The 14303-nt window shown below is 50.6% G+C and carries 11 protein-coding genes; 9 read left to right on the top strand and 2 right to left on the bottom strand.

Annotation, left to right across the window (positions count from 1 at the left end; genetic code table 11):
- Positions 1-20 precede the first annotated feature (20 nt).
- Positions 21-1739 carry a biosynthetic-type acetolactate synthase large subunit gene (ilvB, locus tag BGX12_RS10480; protein WP_109736010.1) on the bottom strand — a complete coding sequence of 573 codons (1719 nt, stop codon included), beginning with the start codon at positions 1737-1739 and terminating at the stop codon, positions 21-23.
- A gap of 393 nt (positions 1740-2132) precedes the next feature.
- On the opposite strand from ilvB, the gene radC reads away from it, so the two are divergent.
- From radC to BGX12_RS10435, 8 genes are all read left to right on the top strand, one after another.
- Positions 2133-2858: a DNA repair protein RadC gene (gene radC, locus BGX12_RS10470; protein ID WP_109736008.1), complete on the top strand. Its 726-nt coding sequence runs from the start codon at positions 2133-2135 to the stop codon at positions 2856-2858.
- 206 nt (positions 2859-3064) lie between these two features.
- On the top strand, positions 3065-6028 hold the full coding sequence (locus BGX12_RS10465; protein ID WP_146196316.1) for an OmpA family protein: 2964 nt from the start codon (positions 3065-3067) through the stop codon (positions 6026-6028).
- A 73-nt stretch (positions 6029-6101) separates the two neighbouring features.
- On the top strand, positions 6102-6371 hold the full coding sequence (locus BGX12_RS10460) for a hypothetical protein (protein WP_109736029.1): 270 nt from the start codon (positions 6102-6104) through the stop codon (positions 6369-6371).
- Position 6372: 1 nt separating this feature from the next.
- Positions 6373-7185: a thymidylate synthase gene (locus BGX12_RS10455; RefSeq protein WP_109736006.1), complete on the top strand. Its 813-nt coding sequence runs from the start codon at positions 6373-6375 to the stop codon at positions 7183-7185.
- An 8-nt stretch (positions 7186-7193) separates the two neighbouring features.
- Positions 7194-7682, top strand: coding sequence for a dihydrofolate reductase (locus BGX12_RS10450; RefSeq protein WP_109736005.1), 489 nt, complete (start codon positions 7194-7196; stop codon positions 7680-7682).
- A 63-nt stretch (positions 7683-7745) separates the two neighbouring features.
- Entirely contained in the window at positions 7746-9392 is a 1647-nt protein-coding gene (locus tag BGX12_RS10445; protein ID WP_109736004.1) for a GGDEF domain-containing protein, read from the top strand.
- A gap of 86 nt (positions 9393-9478) precedes the next feature.
- Complete coding sequence (locus BGX12_RS10440; RefSeq protein WP_109736003.1) at positions 9479-10777, top strand: MgtC/SapB family protein; 1299 nt, start codon at positions 9479-9481, stop codon at positions 10775-10777.
- A gap of 78 nt (positions 10778-10855) precedes the next feature.
- Entirely contained in the window at positions 10856-11596 is a 741-nt protein-coding gene (locus BGX12_RS10435; protein ID WP_233246361.1) for a hydroxymethylpyrimidine/phosphomethylpyrimidine kinase, read from the top strand.
- Positions 11597-11723: 127 nt separating this feature from the next.
- Here BGX12_RS10435 and typA read toward each other — a convergent pair whose 3' ends face one another.
- On the bottom strand, positions 11724-13556 hold the full coding sequence (typA, locus tag BGX12_RS10430) for a translational GTPase TypA (RefSeq protein WP_109736002.1): 1833 nt from the start codon (positions 13554-13556) through the stop codon (positions 11724-11726).
- 105 nt (positions 13557-13661) lie between these two features.
- Here typA and BGX12_RS10425 point away from each other — a divergent pair, with 105 nt between their 5' ends.
- A complete protein-coding gene (locus tag BGX12_RS10425; protein WP_109736001.1) occupies positions 13662-14114 on the top strand; it encodes a hypothetical protein in 453 nt (150 codons plus the stop codon).
- Positions 14115-14303: the final 189 nt, after the last annotated feature.

The raw sequence follows: 14303 nt of genomic DNA, 5'->3' as shown, positions 1-14303 counted from the left end.
TTTAAATCTCCTTTCCGCGATTAGGTCGATCCGGTCGGCTTTTCGAGCTGAGCCTTGGGCTGTTCAGTAATCATGGAGGTGAGCGGAGCACCTGCCGGAATCATCGGGAACACGTTGTCTTCCTTTTCGCATTCGCACCAGATAACGATAGGACCATCATTATAGTCCAGAGCCTTCTGGATCATGCGTTCAGCGTCTGCAGCGCGCTTGATGCGCAGACCCGGAATGCCGTAAGCTTCTGCAAGCTTCACGAAGTCGGGGTTGCCCTGCATGTCAACGCTACTGTAGCGGTGATCGTAGAAGAGTTCCTGCCACTGACGCACCATGCCCAGGTACTTGTTGTCAAGAACGAAGATCTTGATGGGCAACTTGTGGAGTGCTGCGGTTGCAAGTTCGAATTCGGTCATCTGGAAGCCACCGTCGCCGCTGAAGCTGCAGACCGGCCAACCAGTAGTGTTGCCGAATGCGGCACCGATTGCAGACGGAAGGCCGAAGCCCATGGTGCCTGCGCCACCACTGGAGTGGAGCTGACGAGGATGGTTGATATGGAAGTACTGAGCCACCCACATCTGATGCTGGCCCACGTCGGTCGTAACGATGGCGTTACCCTTGGTGAGGTCGCTGACAGTCTGGACAATGTGCTGCATACGGAGACCGCCCTGCTTCGGGTAGGTCAGCGGGAAGCGCTTCTTCCAAGTCTGGCAGGTCTTGATCCATTCGGCGGTGTCCAACTTGCCAACGAGGGGCAGGAGCTGTTCAAGAACCATCTTTGCGTCGCCGCACATGAACACATCCGGCTGGAGAACCTTTCCTTCTTCGGCAGGGTCGATGTCGATGTGCATCTTGATAGCGTCCTTGCAGAACACTTCCAGCTTACCGGTAATACGGTCGTCCCAGCGGGAACCGATGGAGAGGATCAAGTCGCAGTCCAGAACGGCCTTGTTGGCGTACACGGTACCGTGCATGCCCAGCATGCCCAGGGAAAGTTCGTGGTCGGTGGGGAAGGTGCCGAGGCCCAGCAAGGTGCAAGCCACCGGAGCCTGGAGCTTTTCGGCCAGTTCCTTCACCTGGCGGGATGCGCCGGAAATCATTGCGCCGTGGCCAACCAGGAGGAGGGGCTTCTTAGCCTTCTTCAGGTATTCAGCTGCCTTTTCCACAGCTTCGGTAGGTGCGTAGGTAGGAATCTTGTAGCCCGGGAGGTCCATCTGGTCGGTGAACGGAGCGGTGCAGGCACCTGCGGTCACGTCCTTCGGGAGGTCGATGAGCACGGGACCCGGACGGCCTGTGCGTGCAATGTGGAAAGCTTCCTTCATGATGCGAGGAAGGTCGTTGGGATCCTTCACCAGGTAGGAGTGCTTGACTGCAGCGAAAGTCATACCGCTGGTGTCGCATTCCTGGAAAGCGTCCTTACCCAGGTTCGGGGTGGTGGTCTGTGCGGCCAGCACGACGATGGGGCTAGAATCCATAAGAGCAGTATAAATACCAGTGAAGGTATTGGTGGCGCCCGGGCCGGAGGTCACGAGAGCGACACCCACCTTGCCGGTCTGACGTGCATAGCCGTCAGCCATGTGGGTTGCACCCTGTTCATGACGGGTGAGGACAACCTTAATGTTGGAATCAAGGATTGCGTCAAACATCGGAATTGCGGATCCACCAGGATAGCCGAAGATGGTGTCGATGCCTTCACGCTTGAGGCATTCGATGATCACTTCTGCACCGCTTAAGGTTTTATTTGCCATAAAATTTCCTTTTCGGATAGTTAAACTTCAAATTTTAATGCCGAAAATATAGTCAAAGAATTTGAAAATGGAGGGGAAATGTGTGAAAAAGTTGAAAAAAGTGACGAGAAAATTGACAAAAGTGATTTTTGTTACGGAAAGAACTTCTGAAAAGCGGTGTTTTTTACTGGAAATTTTGAAAAATGTTGTTTTGTATAAATTAAAAATGCTTTTCTTTTTTGGTAAATGCGGAAAAGGACCCCCTTGTAATTGTAAAAACAGACTCTTGAATCCGTCTTCACTGTCGTTGAAAGCTCAAATGTACTAACGTAAACTTCATTTTTCATAAAAAGTCTGTTCAATCGCTGTGATGAAAACGTTTAGGAAAGGTTGTACCACTAAAAAAGGACTCCTATGAATGGATATGTTTGCGATAATCCCTTGAAGCCTGTTCAAAATTACTTGCCGGTAGCCCATCTCCTTCCTCGGGAGAAAATGGAGCAATATGGGCCCGCTGCCTTGAGTAACGAAGAACTTTTGGCCTTGATCCTTGGGAGCGGTTGTCAGAATTGCGATGTATTTGAATTGTCCCGGAGTATTTCGGAATACTTGGCTACGGAAACGTCTGTGCCGACTTTAGAGAACTTGCGCAAGATCCGTGGTCTGGGAAAGGTGAAGGCCTTGCAAATTCTTGCCTGCCTGGAACTCTCCGGACGCTATATCCTCAGCGAAAAGGCAATTCCAGTGGGGGCGCCTGAAGATTTGATTTCCCGGCTTTCCTATTTGAAGTATGAGACGCAGGAGCACCTAGTGCTTGTAACCTTGAATTCCGCAAATTACGTTATTCGGGTTCATGAACTTACTACGGGCTTGGTGAATCAGACTCCGGTGCATCCGAGGGAGGCTTTCGTAAAGGCTATCGAGGATCGTGCCGTCTCGGTTATCTTTGCCCATAATCATCCGTCTGGCTCCCTGTTGCCGAGCCCGGAAGACATGTCCATTACCCGCTCTCTCTGCCTTTCGGGAAAGATCCTCCAGATTCCGGTACTGGACCACATCATTGTGGGAAAGAGAGGTTTTACTAGCATCTGCAGGACTCATCCCGAAATATTCGAGGATTCGTTTCAGAGAAATATTTAGCGCGGGTGATGTGAAAAACACAACAGCTTGCGGCTCATGCTAATTTGTAAATAATTGTTTTCAATAGGCGATTTTGCCCCTGTTTTTGTGATTTTCGTTTCATTTCTCCCTGTCAAATTTTGTGGGTATGTAAACATAAGTTATATTTACCTTAGTTAATTTGGGAATCCTTTGTTTGGTAGGGTTCCCCTTCTTAAGGAGACGCTATGAAAAAAATAGCTATGGGTGCTGCCCTCGCTTTGGCAGGTTCTGCCTTTGCAGCGCATCCCCAGACCATCAATAAGGAAGGCTTCGTTGGTGTCAACAAGACCCAATCTGCTCAGTCCTTGGGTAGCTCTAAGTTAGTCTTTACCCTTTTAGGCGACGGAACATTCGGTAACGACATGTTCCCGAACAACGACGTAACTGGAGCTGCTCTTACTCAGAAATATGCTTACGACTCCGGTGCACAGACAATTGACGCTCCTGTAGCAGACTTTATGGGTGCCAGCGCCAACGTCGGTTTCGCAATCGGTATCGGTAGCTACTTCGATATCGGCGTAACCCTTCCCGTTTACTATGATCAGATGACTGCTCATGGTAACCTGCGTGTTACCAATGGCGACGACGAACCTATTGTGGGTGAAGCAGACATTAGTGGCGTCAAGATGGGTTATATCGGTAACCTGAAGGGCGACTTGAAGTTCCGTTTCCCGCTGCCCGATGACCAGCCCATCGACTTGGCCATTTTCGGTGGTGTCGAAGCAGGTACTGCCAACGTGACTAAGCAGGGCCTGTGGATCCGTCATCTCAGCTACATCAACAAGAATAACGGCGTTGCTCTGCCTTATGGTACCAAGAATACCGCTATTAACGGCGGTCTTGCTGTTACCGCAGACTTTAGCAAGCTGGATGGTGGCGACGGTTTCCCGTTCCTCGTCCATATTAACGGTGGTTACAACTATGTGATGAATGCAGACTACATGTCCAATCCGTTCATCAGCGGTGCTGCCGAAGTCTATGTGATGGATTTCCTCTCCTTGTTTGCAGAATTCTTCTGGGACATGCAGTTGGATCCGTTTACCTATCTTGACCCGATTGGCCAGACCATCGAACAGAAGCTGGACATGAAGTCTATTACGGGTGGTATCGTATTCCACCTGCCGATCGGTATGGACATCCACATGGGTGCTTCCTACTATCTGGGCGGTGCAGACAACTACCTGAACAATGTTTATGTACTGTCTAATGGTGACCGTAAGAACGAAAACATCGGTGGTGTAGGCGAATTCAGTGTAAAGGCTGACCGTATCCGCGTTACCCCGCAGTACACCGTCTATGGCGGTATCACCTGGAGCGGCTTCCTGCTTGCTCAGGACCGCGATGGCGATGGCGTTACGGATGACGAAGATAAGTGCCCGGATGACTATGGTCATCGTCTGAACCAGGGCTGCCCGCTGGGTAACCCCGATGCTGACGAAGACGGCGTTTGCGATTCCTGGGTTGCTGAAAAGGGCTTCCAGTCCGAATTTGCTGACGTCTGCGAAGGCGTTGACCAGTGCCCCAACGAAGCTGGCGAAGGCGACGATGGTTGCCCGCTGGATGACCCGGACCCGGATAAGGACGGCGTTTGCGATCCTTGGGTAAGCCAGAAGAAGATGTCCAAGAAGTTCAAGGATGTCTGCGAAGGCATCGATGAATGCCCGGCACAGGCTGGTTCTGCCCAGTTCAATGGTTGCCCGACCAAGCAGCCGGACCCGGATGGTGACGGTCTCTGCTCTCCGTGGGTAACTGACGAAGGCGCTCTTGATCAGTTCGCTGGTGTATGTAAGGGTTACGATATGTGCCCGGGTGAAGCTGGTGCCAAGGCAAATAAGGGCTGCCCGTGGGATGATCCTGACTCCGATAACGACGGTCTCTGCGACGAATGGGTGACCCAGAAGAAGATGGGCTACTACTTCGAAAAGGCTGCTGAAAACGAAGACCTGAAGAAGGAATACGCTATCGAAAAGACCTGTAAGGGTATCGATAAGTGCCCGACTGAATTCGGTCCTGCCAATAACGAAGGTTGCCCGCTGGGTAACCCGGATACCGACCAGGATGGCATCTGCGACGCTTGGGTAACCGAACGTGGTATGCTTGACCAGTACGACGGTATCTGCTCCGGTATCGATAAGTGCCCCAACGAAGCTGGTGAAGCCTTTGCTGATGGTTGCCCCATGGACAATCCGGATGCTGACGGCGATAGCCTCTGCGCACCTTGGGTAACTGAAAAGAATATGCTTGACCAGTTTGCAAATGTTTGCCATGGCTTGGATAAGTGCCCGGCTGAAGCAGGTCCTGCATGGAATAAGGGCTGCCCGGCTGATGATCCGGACCCGGACCAGGATGGTGTCTGCTCTCCGTGGGTGACCAAGCAGAAGATGCTTGACCAGTTCAAGGATATTTGTACTGGTAAGGACCAGTGTGAAGACGAAGCAGGTCCTGCATGGAATAAGGGTTGCCCGGCTGATGATCCGGACCCGGACCAGGATAGCCTCTGCTCTCCGTGGGTGACCAAGCAGAAGATGCTGGAACAGTATAAGGATGTTTGCCACGGCTATGACCGTTGCGAAGACGAAAATGGCCCGGAATGGAATAACGGCTGCCCGTCTGACGAAGATCCGGATGCTGATAAGGATGGCGTCTGCTCTGAATGGGTGACCAACAAGAAGCTTCAGAAGCAGTTCGAAAGCGTATGTACCGGTATTGACCGCTGCCCGGATGTGGCTGGCGATGACGGTCATGGCTGCCCGAAGAAGGCTGCAGAAAAGCTCGATGGTGTGACCTTCAAGTCTGGTAAGGCAACTCTCGAATCCAATGCTAAGAAGATCTTGAAGAGCATCGCTAAGAAGCTCAACGAAGTCGACGAATACAAGGATCTGCAGATTGTTATCCAGGGCCATACTGACAACGTTGGTAAGGAAGCCAAGAACATTAAGCTGTCTCAGCAGCGCGCTGAAGCCGTGATGAAGGAACTCACCAAGGCTGGCGTTAAGAAGAATCGTATCAAGGCAATCGGTCTTGGACCTACATGCCCTGTGGACGATAACTCCACTGCTGATGGCCGTGAAATGAACCGCCGTATCGAAATGCTCTTCGTAAGCCCCGATGATGACGGTATGAGTTGCCATAGCAACTACGCTCAGTAATCTTTAGAGCTAGGAATGCTTAAAATCCCTCGGACTCGTTCCGGGGGATTTTTTTTAATGTATCTTTATGTATATGACTAAACTTGACGAAATTTTGACTGCTATTGGAGCATCTAACCACGACGTGGTAGAAATGGATGCCGCTCACTTGAATCATAAAATGGTGCAGAAGGCTCGCTTGGGCAAGAAGCCTGTTCCTCGCCATACTCAGGACTTGATTTTGAATGCGTTGAACCAGCTGCTTGTGGAAAAGGAAGTGGAGGGCGCAAAGAGCTATAAACGCGCTGACCTTTTCCCTATGGTTGAAAATACCGCGGCAGATGATGCTGCAGAAGAGGTTTAATATGCAGCAGTATCTGGACCTCTTGAAAGATATTATGGATAACGGGGTGGACCGTTCCGACCGTACTGGTACGGGTACTCGTTCTGTATTTGGTCGTCAGTGCCGTTATGACTTGTCCAAGGGTTTTCCTTGCCTCACCACTAAGAAACTGCACTTGCGCTCCATCATTCACGAACTTCTGTGGTTCCTGATGGGGGACACCAACATCAAGTATCTTCACGATAACAAGGTGACCATCTGGGACGAATGGGCCGACGAAAATGGCGACCTGGGTCCCGTTTACGGTCATCAGTGGCGTAGTTGGCCTACTCCTGAGGGAGGCCACATTGACCAGATCAAGAACTTGGTCAATAGCCTGAAGAATAATCCGGATTCCCGTCGCCACCTGGTTTGCGCCTGGAATGTTTCCGAGGTGGATAAGATGGCTTTGCCTCCTTGTCACTGCCTGTTCCAGTTCTACGTTGGCGGTGTTGGCGCCTCTGGTAAGCGCAAGCTTTCCTGCCAGCTGTACCAGCGTAGCGCAGATACCTTCCTGGGTGTTCCCTTCAATATTGCAAGCTATGCCCTTTTGACTCTGATGCTTGCCCAGGTCTGCGATTACGAACCGGGTGAGTTCATCCATACCTTGGGCGATACCCATCTGTATTCCAACCACTTTGAACAGGTGAAGGAACAGTTGTCCCGTACGCCTCGTAAGCTTCCCACCATGAAGTTGAATCCGGAAGTGAAGGATCTCTTTGAATTCAAGTTTGAAGATTTTGAACTGGTGGACTACGATCCGTATCCCACCATCAAGGCTCCCATCGCTGTGTAGAGGTTAAAATGCGGATATCTGCAATTGTTGCTGTTTCTGAAAACAATGTGATTGGACGCGATGGACATTTGCCGTGGCGCCTTTCTGCAGATCTCAAGCGTTTTAAGGCCATTACTACAGGTCATTCCATCATCCTAGGTCGCAAGAACTACGACGATATTGGACGTCCGTTACCAAACCGTACTAATTACGTGCTGACCCGCAATACATCCTTTGAGGCTCCGGGGTGCGTTGTGTGCAATTCCCTAGATGCTGCAATTCGTGCCTGCGAGACTGCTGGCGAAACGGAATGCTTCATTATTGGCGGTGCTGCAATCTATGGCGAAGCCATGCCTCTTGTAAAGAAGATGTACGTCACTCGCGTTCTTGCTCAAATACAGGGCGATGTATTCTTTCCGGACTGGGGGGAAGGCTGGCGCAAGGTGGACGAAGAAAATTTCCCCGCCGACGAAAAGAACGAATTTCCGACTGTATTCCAGGTATGGGAAAGGGATTAGTCCGTGCTTAAGTTGGTAAAAAAGATAAAGAGAAGACATGTGCTATGGAGCCTTGCGGCGCTATTGGCTGTTTTCTTGTTGACTCTTGTTTTTGATGTTTTCCGTGCTGGTGGTATTGATTCAAACGTCCAGATAATGAAGGATGGTTGGACTGTTACTCAGAATGGTCACGTTTATGAAAATCAGACGATAGACGTGTACAAGTTTCCGGAAGGGCCGCTAGGGTATAAGGATTCCATTACCTTCTCCAAGAGATTTGTCTTTAAAGGCCGCCCGCCCTACATGTTCCGTATTAAGACGAACCATGCGGCTGTGAAGGTCCAGATTGAAGATTGGACCGTTTTCATGTACGGATTTGATCGTCTTATGCAACATCGTTTTATCGGGACGGGTATTTTCTCTGTTCCGGTTCCTTACACCGCCAATGGTAAGGTCTTAAATGTGACTTACTATGGGGGCTTCAGACAGCCTCTGGACAGGGTGAACACTTTTGAAATGCTCTCTACCGAGGTTGCCTATACCGATTATCTGGCCCGCCATGCATACTCCCTCTATATTGGCATCTTTCTTGTGGTGCTAGGCTTCCTGGGAACTGTATTGGGGCTGATCGCCTGTGGGTTTAGTAGGAAGTTCTATCGATTTGTCCTGATTGGAATCATGTCGCTTTTGATTGGCGTCTGGAGCATGTGCTATACGAAGGTTATCCAGGTGTGTTCCTTGGATTTTGTGACCACAAACTTTATGGAATACATGTGCCTTTATTCGATTCCCATCCCGTTCCTGCTATTGTTGCAGGATATGCACAAGGGGAAGCTTAATCCTTTTAAGCACAAGATGCTTAGAATGATCACGATTCTTTGTACAATGTTTGTTGCGAGCGTGGCGGTCCTGCATTTCTCGAATGTCGCCCTGGTTTCTCACTTTATTACTCCATACCACGTATTCCTATGTCTACTTACAGTCTATGCGATGGCCTCTGGTCTGGTTTATTCAAGGAATATGGGCAAATCGGAGAAGATTTTCTCGGTAGGCCTGGTAATTTTCTTTGCGGTGGCATTACTTGATATCGTCCGGTATAATCTTCTGTACCATTTCCTGTTTTCCGGCGATTTCATGAGTACCACCTGGACTCCCTGGGGCGCACTGTTGTTCATTCTATGTCTTATTCTAGCCTATGCGGTTTATGTGTATGAGGCTGTGGCTGCCAAGGCGGAAAAGGAGGTCCTTGCGGAACTTGCTTATAAGGATGCCCTGACGGGACTGTACAATAGAACAAAGTGCGAACAGATTTTCGATGTACTGGATCAGGAAGATGCAGATTTTGCCATTGTCAGTATCGATATGAACGGTCTGAAAATGGTGAATGATTCCCATGGGCATTCCAATGGCGATCTTCTGATATCCTGTTTTGCAAGTGCCTTGCAGGAAGCTGTGGTAGGAATAGGAACTGCAATCCGTATGGGTGGCGATGAGTTTGTGGTCGTCGTACGTCAATCCCATCTTTCAGAAATCCACATGGTGAAAGAACGTATGGATGTCCTGGCTGTGAAAAATTCTGAAGGGCTTCCGGTTCCTCTGGAGGCTTCCTATGGCGTAGCTAAACGTAGCGAATGTATTGATTGCTGCAAAGCTAAGGATGTCTATCGTATGGCGGACAAGCGTATGTACAAGATGAAGCAGGAATCCAAGTCGAAACTAGTACGTCGTTAACGTCTTTGGGCTGAATAGTTCAACTTAGAGAGAGGTGTCCAAAAAACGCCTCTTCTTTTTTTTGAAAATAGTATAGATTAAAAAATATGATAGAATTCAGTGTTTTATATCGTTTGGCTGCAGCCATTGGTATTGGCCTGATTATTGGCTTGCAGCGTGAACACACTTATGGAAACCAGGCGGATCGGCATCCGGCTGGTGTTCGGACGTTTACGCTTGTGGGTTTGGGTGGAGCAATGGCGGCCTATCTGTCGGCGCTGATGGGTGGGGTCGCTCCCTTTGTTTCTGGTTTTATTGTCATTGGTCTGTTGCTTACGGCCAGTCATATTGCGTTTGGCATGAATCATCGGGAAGAACCTGGAACCCCCATGGCTGCCTTTGTTACTGCAGGCATTACCACTAGTGTAGCTCTTGTCATTGTGTACCTGCTGGGCGCCTTGTGCTGGCATAATCGTTTGCTGGAATCCTGCGCCATTATGGTGGTAATCCTCTGGATTCTTACGGCCAAGGAACAGCTCCATAGCTTTGCCCAGAAATTGTCCCGCGAAGATATTCTTGCCACGTTGAAGTTTGCGGTGATTTCCGCATTGATTTTGCCGTTTCTTCCGGATCAGGCATTTGGCCCGCCTGGTCTGCAGGTTCTAAATCCCCATACCATTTGGCTGTTTGTGGTGTTTATTTCCGGCATTGGCTTTGTGGGGTACGTTCTCATTAAGCTGGTGGGGCCAGGCAAGGGAATTTGGTTGACCGGACTTTTGGGCGGCATTGCCAGCAGCACTGCACTTACATTGAATCTTGCGGGGCGCAGCAAGGATAACCAGGAGTATGCTCCGGACTTTACCCTGGGAATTGTTCTTAGCTGGTCGGTGATGTATGTTCGTCTCTACCTTATCTGTGTAGTGTTAAGCGGAAGTCTGGCAGTGCCTCTTGCCTTGCCCCTCCTATTGCCTGTCGTACCTGGGTTGGGGTACGCCCTGTTCCTGAAAAATCGTGCGAGCCGAAACCACCAGGCGAAAACTGCGGATTTCAGCAATCCCTTCAAGCTGCTTCCCGCCATCAAGTTTGGCCTGGTATTTACCGCAGTCATGTTTGTGGCTAACGCCGCCCGCGTTTATCTTGGATCAGGAGCGCTCCTTGCCTGTAGTTTTCTGGGCGGTGCCGCCGAAATGGATGCGGTGGCATTCTCCGTCATCGACATGCACCTGAAGGCAGGCCTGGGTGTTCGGGAGCTGGTCCTTGCGTTCCTCTTTGCGAGCCTTGCCAATACGCTGACCAAGGGCGGCCTGGTGTTCTTCCTGGGTGCAAAATCCATGCGGAAGCCTATTATCCCTGCGGTGGTCCTGATTTGTGCTGTGACTGGCGGCTTAATAGCCTTCTATTTGTAGATCTGCTTGGATTTCGTTGAACGGTCTTTTTTATTTTACTAACAGCACAGAAAAAAGAATTTCTGCAAAGGATTTGAAATGGCTGAGATGATTTATGCTTTGACCATTGCCGGCTTTGACGGTAGTGCGGGTGCCGGCTTTATTTCGGATATCAAGACCATGTCCCACTTCGGTGTCTATGGTCAGGCCGTTTGTACCGCACTTACAGAACAAAATGAAGATGAATTCGTCGCTCCGGGTTGGGTCATCTGGGAACGTATCGAAGCCCAGCTGGAAACTTTGTTCAAGAAGCACACTTTCAAGTACGTGAAAATAGGTCTTGTGGAAAAGGCGAAGATCCTGAAACGCATTGTGGAGTTTGTCCGCGAAAAGTCTCCCGATGCATTTATCGTCTGGGATCCCATCGCCAGTGCCAGCGCAGGCTTTCATTTTATGCGGGATGCAAATGAGTTCTTGCCGGTCATGAAGATGATTGACCTTGTTACCCCCAATGCCGATGAATACAAGTTCCTGGGTTTGGAAGAGGCTCAGGCCAAGGGCGTTATCCAGATGGGGAAGGACTGCTCTGTTCTCTTGAAGGGCGGCCATTGCGAAGGTTCCGAGTCCATCGACACGCTGCTCCATGAAGGTAAGGAATACAAGTTTGCAAGCCCCCGTTTGCCAGGCTGCGGAAAGCATGGAACCGGCTGCGTGTTGAGTTCTGCCATCCTTGCCAATGTGGCGCTAGGCAAGAGTCTTCCTGAAGCTTGCAAGATTGCAAAAGACTATATGAATGAATACCTCAAAAGCGGGGAAGGCCGCCTGGGATTTATTCATTAAACGCAAAAAAGACCCGCTTTAAAAGCGGGCCTTTTTCGTATAGTCAGAGGATTCAGCTGGCTCTAGGTTCAGGAAACGTTCTTCACAAACATTCCCTAGCCCCTAGATCCTAAATCCTAGCCTCTAATTAGTCTTCTTCCACCGGCTTCTTGGAGAGCTGCTTACGCTTGATGGGGTCGAGCTCGGTCTTGCGCAGGCGCAGCACTTCCGGAGTGACTTCGATGCATTCGTCTTCGTTGATGAAGGTGACGCATTCTTCCAAAGTCAGGCGGCGGTACGGAGTCAGCTGGATCATATCGTCAGCGGACTTGGAACGCATGTTGGTAAGGTGCTTACCCTTGGTCACGTTCACGGTAATATCCACGTCGCGGTTGTGTTCGCCCACGATCATACCCGGATAAACTTCTGCACCCGGTCCGATGATGAGGTAGCCGCGGTCTTCCAGGTTGGAAAGTGCATAGCTAGCAGCTTCGCCCGGTTCCTTGGCAATGAGCACACCGTTGATACGAGCGGGAATTTCTCCCTTGTACGGTTCGTATGCCTTGAAGATGGACTGGCTGATGGCGTAACCCTTGGACAGGGACAACAGCTTGGGACGAATTCCGATAAGGCCACGAGAGGGAACCAGGTATTCCAAAGTCACTCGGTCGTTGTCGTCGGTGACCATGTTGACCATTTCGCCCTTGCGCTTGCCGATTTCTTCAATGCAGGCGCCGCTATATTCGCTGGGCACTTCAACCTTGAATTCTTCGATAGGTTCCAGGAGCTTGCCGTTTTCGTCGTTCTGGAAAATCACCTGGGGAGAACCGATGGTGAATTCATAGAGTTCACGACGCATATTTTCCACCAGGATGGTCAGATGGAGGATACCACGACCGGAAACCTTGAATGTAGATGCGCCATCCACCTTTTCCACCAGGAGGGCGGGGTCAGCCATGTGAGCGCGTTCCAGACGTTCCTGCAGCTGGTTACCAGTCATGAACTTTCCACCGTACTTACCAGCGAGGGGAGATGTGTTCACGGTGAACAGCATGGAGATGGTGGGCGGGTCGATATGGATACGGGGCAGTTCCACCGGATTGCTGGGGGCGGACAGGGTATCACCGATATCGAAGTTGTCGAAACCGGCCAGGAGGACGATGTCACCCGGACCTGCTTCTTCCACCGGTTGCGGGGTAAGGCCATCGTAACGGAGAACCTTCTGGAGACGGACGTTCTTGAACTTGCCGTCTACGGAAGACTGAGCGACGGTGAGACCCGGCTTGAAAATACCGTTCTGGACGCGGCCCACAGCCAAACGGCCGAGGAAGCCGGAGTATTCCAGAGAAGTGATCTGCATGAGGGGTTCTGCATTGGGATCGCCCTTGGGAGCCGGAATGCGTTCAATGATCTTGTCCATGAGGATGGAAAAGTCGCCATCCGGATCTTCCATTTCTGCCTTGCAGATGCCCTTACGGCCGGAACCGAACACCTTGTCGAAGTCCAGCTGTTCTTCAGTTGCATCAAGTTCGCAGAACAGGTCAAACACCTTGTCCAGGGCGCCATGAGGATTACAGCCATCGCGGTCGATCTTGTTCACCACGACGATAGGCATAAGGCCCATCTGGAGAGCCTTCTGGGTAACGAAACGAGTCTGGGCCATAGGACCTTCGAAAGCGTCCACCACCAGAATCACGCCGTCAACGGTACCGAGAACGCGTTCCACCTGGCCACCGAAGTCGGCATGCCCCGGGGTATCCACGATGTTCACGCGGTAGCCCTTGTACATCACGTTGGTGTTCTTGGAAAGGATGGTAATGCCGCGTTCGCGTTCCAGGTTGTCGGAGTCCATCACGCGTTCGTTGACTTCTTCGCCTTCGTGGAAAGTTCCGCACTGCTTGAGGAGCTGGTCCACCAGGGTAGTTTTACCGTGGTCAACGTGGGCGATAATGGCGACGTTTCTGATTTTAGACTGATCCATAAGGCCTTCTTTTTATAAGAGAGGTTGATTTTTTGCGCCCAAAGATAGAAAAATGCCCTATATATGGCAAGTTTTTAGAAGGGGTTTTACTATATTTGGGTCACTATGGCAAAGAATATTGAAGATTTTGATGATGAAGAAATGGACGAATCCGCCGAAGCATTCCTCGAGGATGAATCCGATGGTTCTGCTAACCAAGTTCGTGACTACAGTGACCGTCATATCCTGATCTGGGAAGACGATGATGCTCGTCGCGACGCTTGCCTGGAAGTTCTCACGGATCTTCTGGTGGGTGCAACCATCAAGGCTGTAAAGACTGAAGCCGAAGCACAGGAACAGCTGGAAAGTGACGAGTGGGATACCTTTGTCGTTGACTTCTATACTGAAGGTGTTTCCGAAAGCGAATTCATCAAGAATGCCAACAATTATCCGGGTTCTATCCTGGTGGCTATCAATATGGGGCCGCTGACCTTGGCTGAAGAACGCGAACCGGCTCGTACAGAACTGCTCCGCAGACTGTTCGACGTGGAACGCGCTAATTCTCAAATCCACGCGTAATAATAAAAGCTCGGGCTTCTTTATCGCTTGGCTCGGCCAAGCGAACGAACCCTCGCGCTCGCGAAAGGCCCGGTGTTGACCGGGCCTTCGCTCATGAAATAAAAGCTCGGGCTTCTTTATCGCTTGGCTCGGCCAAGCGAACGAACCCTCGCGCTCGCAAAAGGCCCGGTGTTGACCGGACCTTCGCTC

The organism is Fibrobacter sp. UWR4 (assembly GCF_003149045.1).
GTDB lineage: Bacteria > Fibrobacterota > Fibrobacteria > Fibrobacterales > Fibrobacteraceae > Fibrobacter.
The sequence above is the reverse complement of the archived record's forward strand: the minus strand, read 5'-3'. Positions and strand labels throughout refer to the sequence as shown.

What these genes read in the sequence shown, in the direction of transcription:
- BGX12_RS10460 (WP_109736029.1), top strand. Translation starts at nt 6,102, where the DNA reads ATGACTAAACTTGACGAAATTTTGACTGCTATTGGAGCATCTAACCAC.
- BGX12_RS10440 (WP_109736003.1), top strand. Translation starts at nt 9,479, where the DNA reads ATGATAGAATTCAGTGTTTTATATCGTTTGGCTGCAGCCATTGGTATT.
- radC (WP_109736008.1), top strand. Translation starts at nt 2,133, where the DNA reads ATGAATGGATATGTTTGCGATAATCCCTTGAAGCCTGTTCAAAATTAC.
- BGX12_RS10455 (WP_109736006.1), top strand. Translation starts at nt 6,373, where the DNA reads ATGCAGCAGTATCTGGACCTCTTGAAAGATATTATGGATAACGGGGTG.
- ilvB (WP_109736010.1), bottom strand. Translation starts at nt 1,739, where the DNA reads ATGGCAAATAAAACCTTAAGCGGTGCAGAAGTGATCATCGAATGCCTC.
- BGX12_RS10425 (WP_109736001.1), top strand. Translation starts at nt 13,662, where the DNA reads ATGGCAAAGAATATTGAAGATTTTGATGATGAAGAAATGGACGAATCC.
- BGX12_RS10450 (WP_109736005.1), top strand. Translation starts at nt 7,194, where the DNA reads ATGCGGATATCTGCAATTGTTGCTGTTTCTGAAAACAATGTGATTGGA.
- BGX12_RS10465 (WP_146196316.1), top strand. Translation starts at nt 3,065, where the DNA reads ATGAAAAAAATAGCTATGGGTGCTGCCCTCGCTTTGGCAGGTTCTGCC.
- BGX12_RS10435 (WP_233246361.1), top strand. Translation starts at nt 10,856, where the DNA reads ATGGCTGAGATGATTTATGCTTTGACCATTGCCGGCTTTGACGGTAGT.
- typA (WP_109736002.1), bottom strand. Translation starts at nt 13,556, where the DNA reads ATGGATCAGTCTAAAATCAGAAACGTCGCCATTATCGCCCACGTTGAC.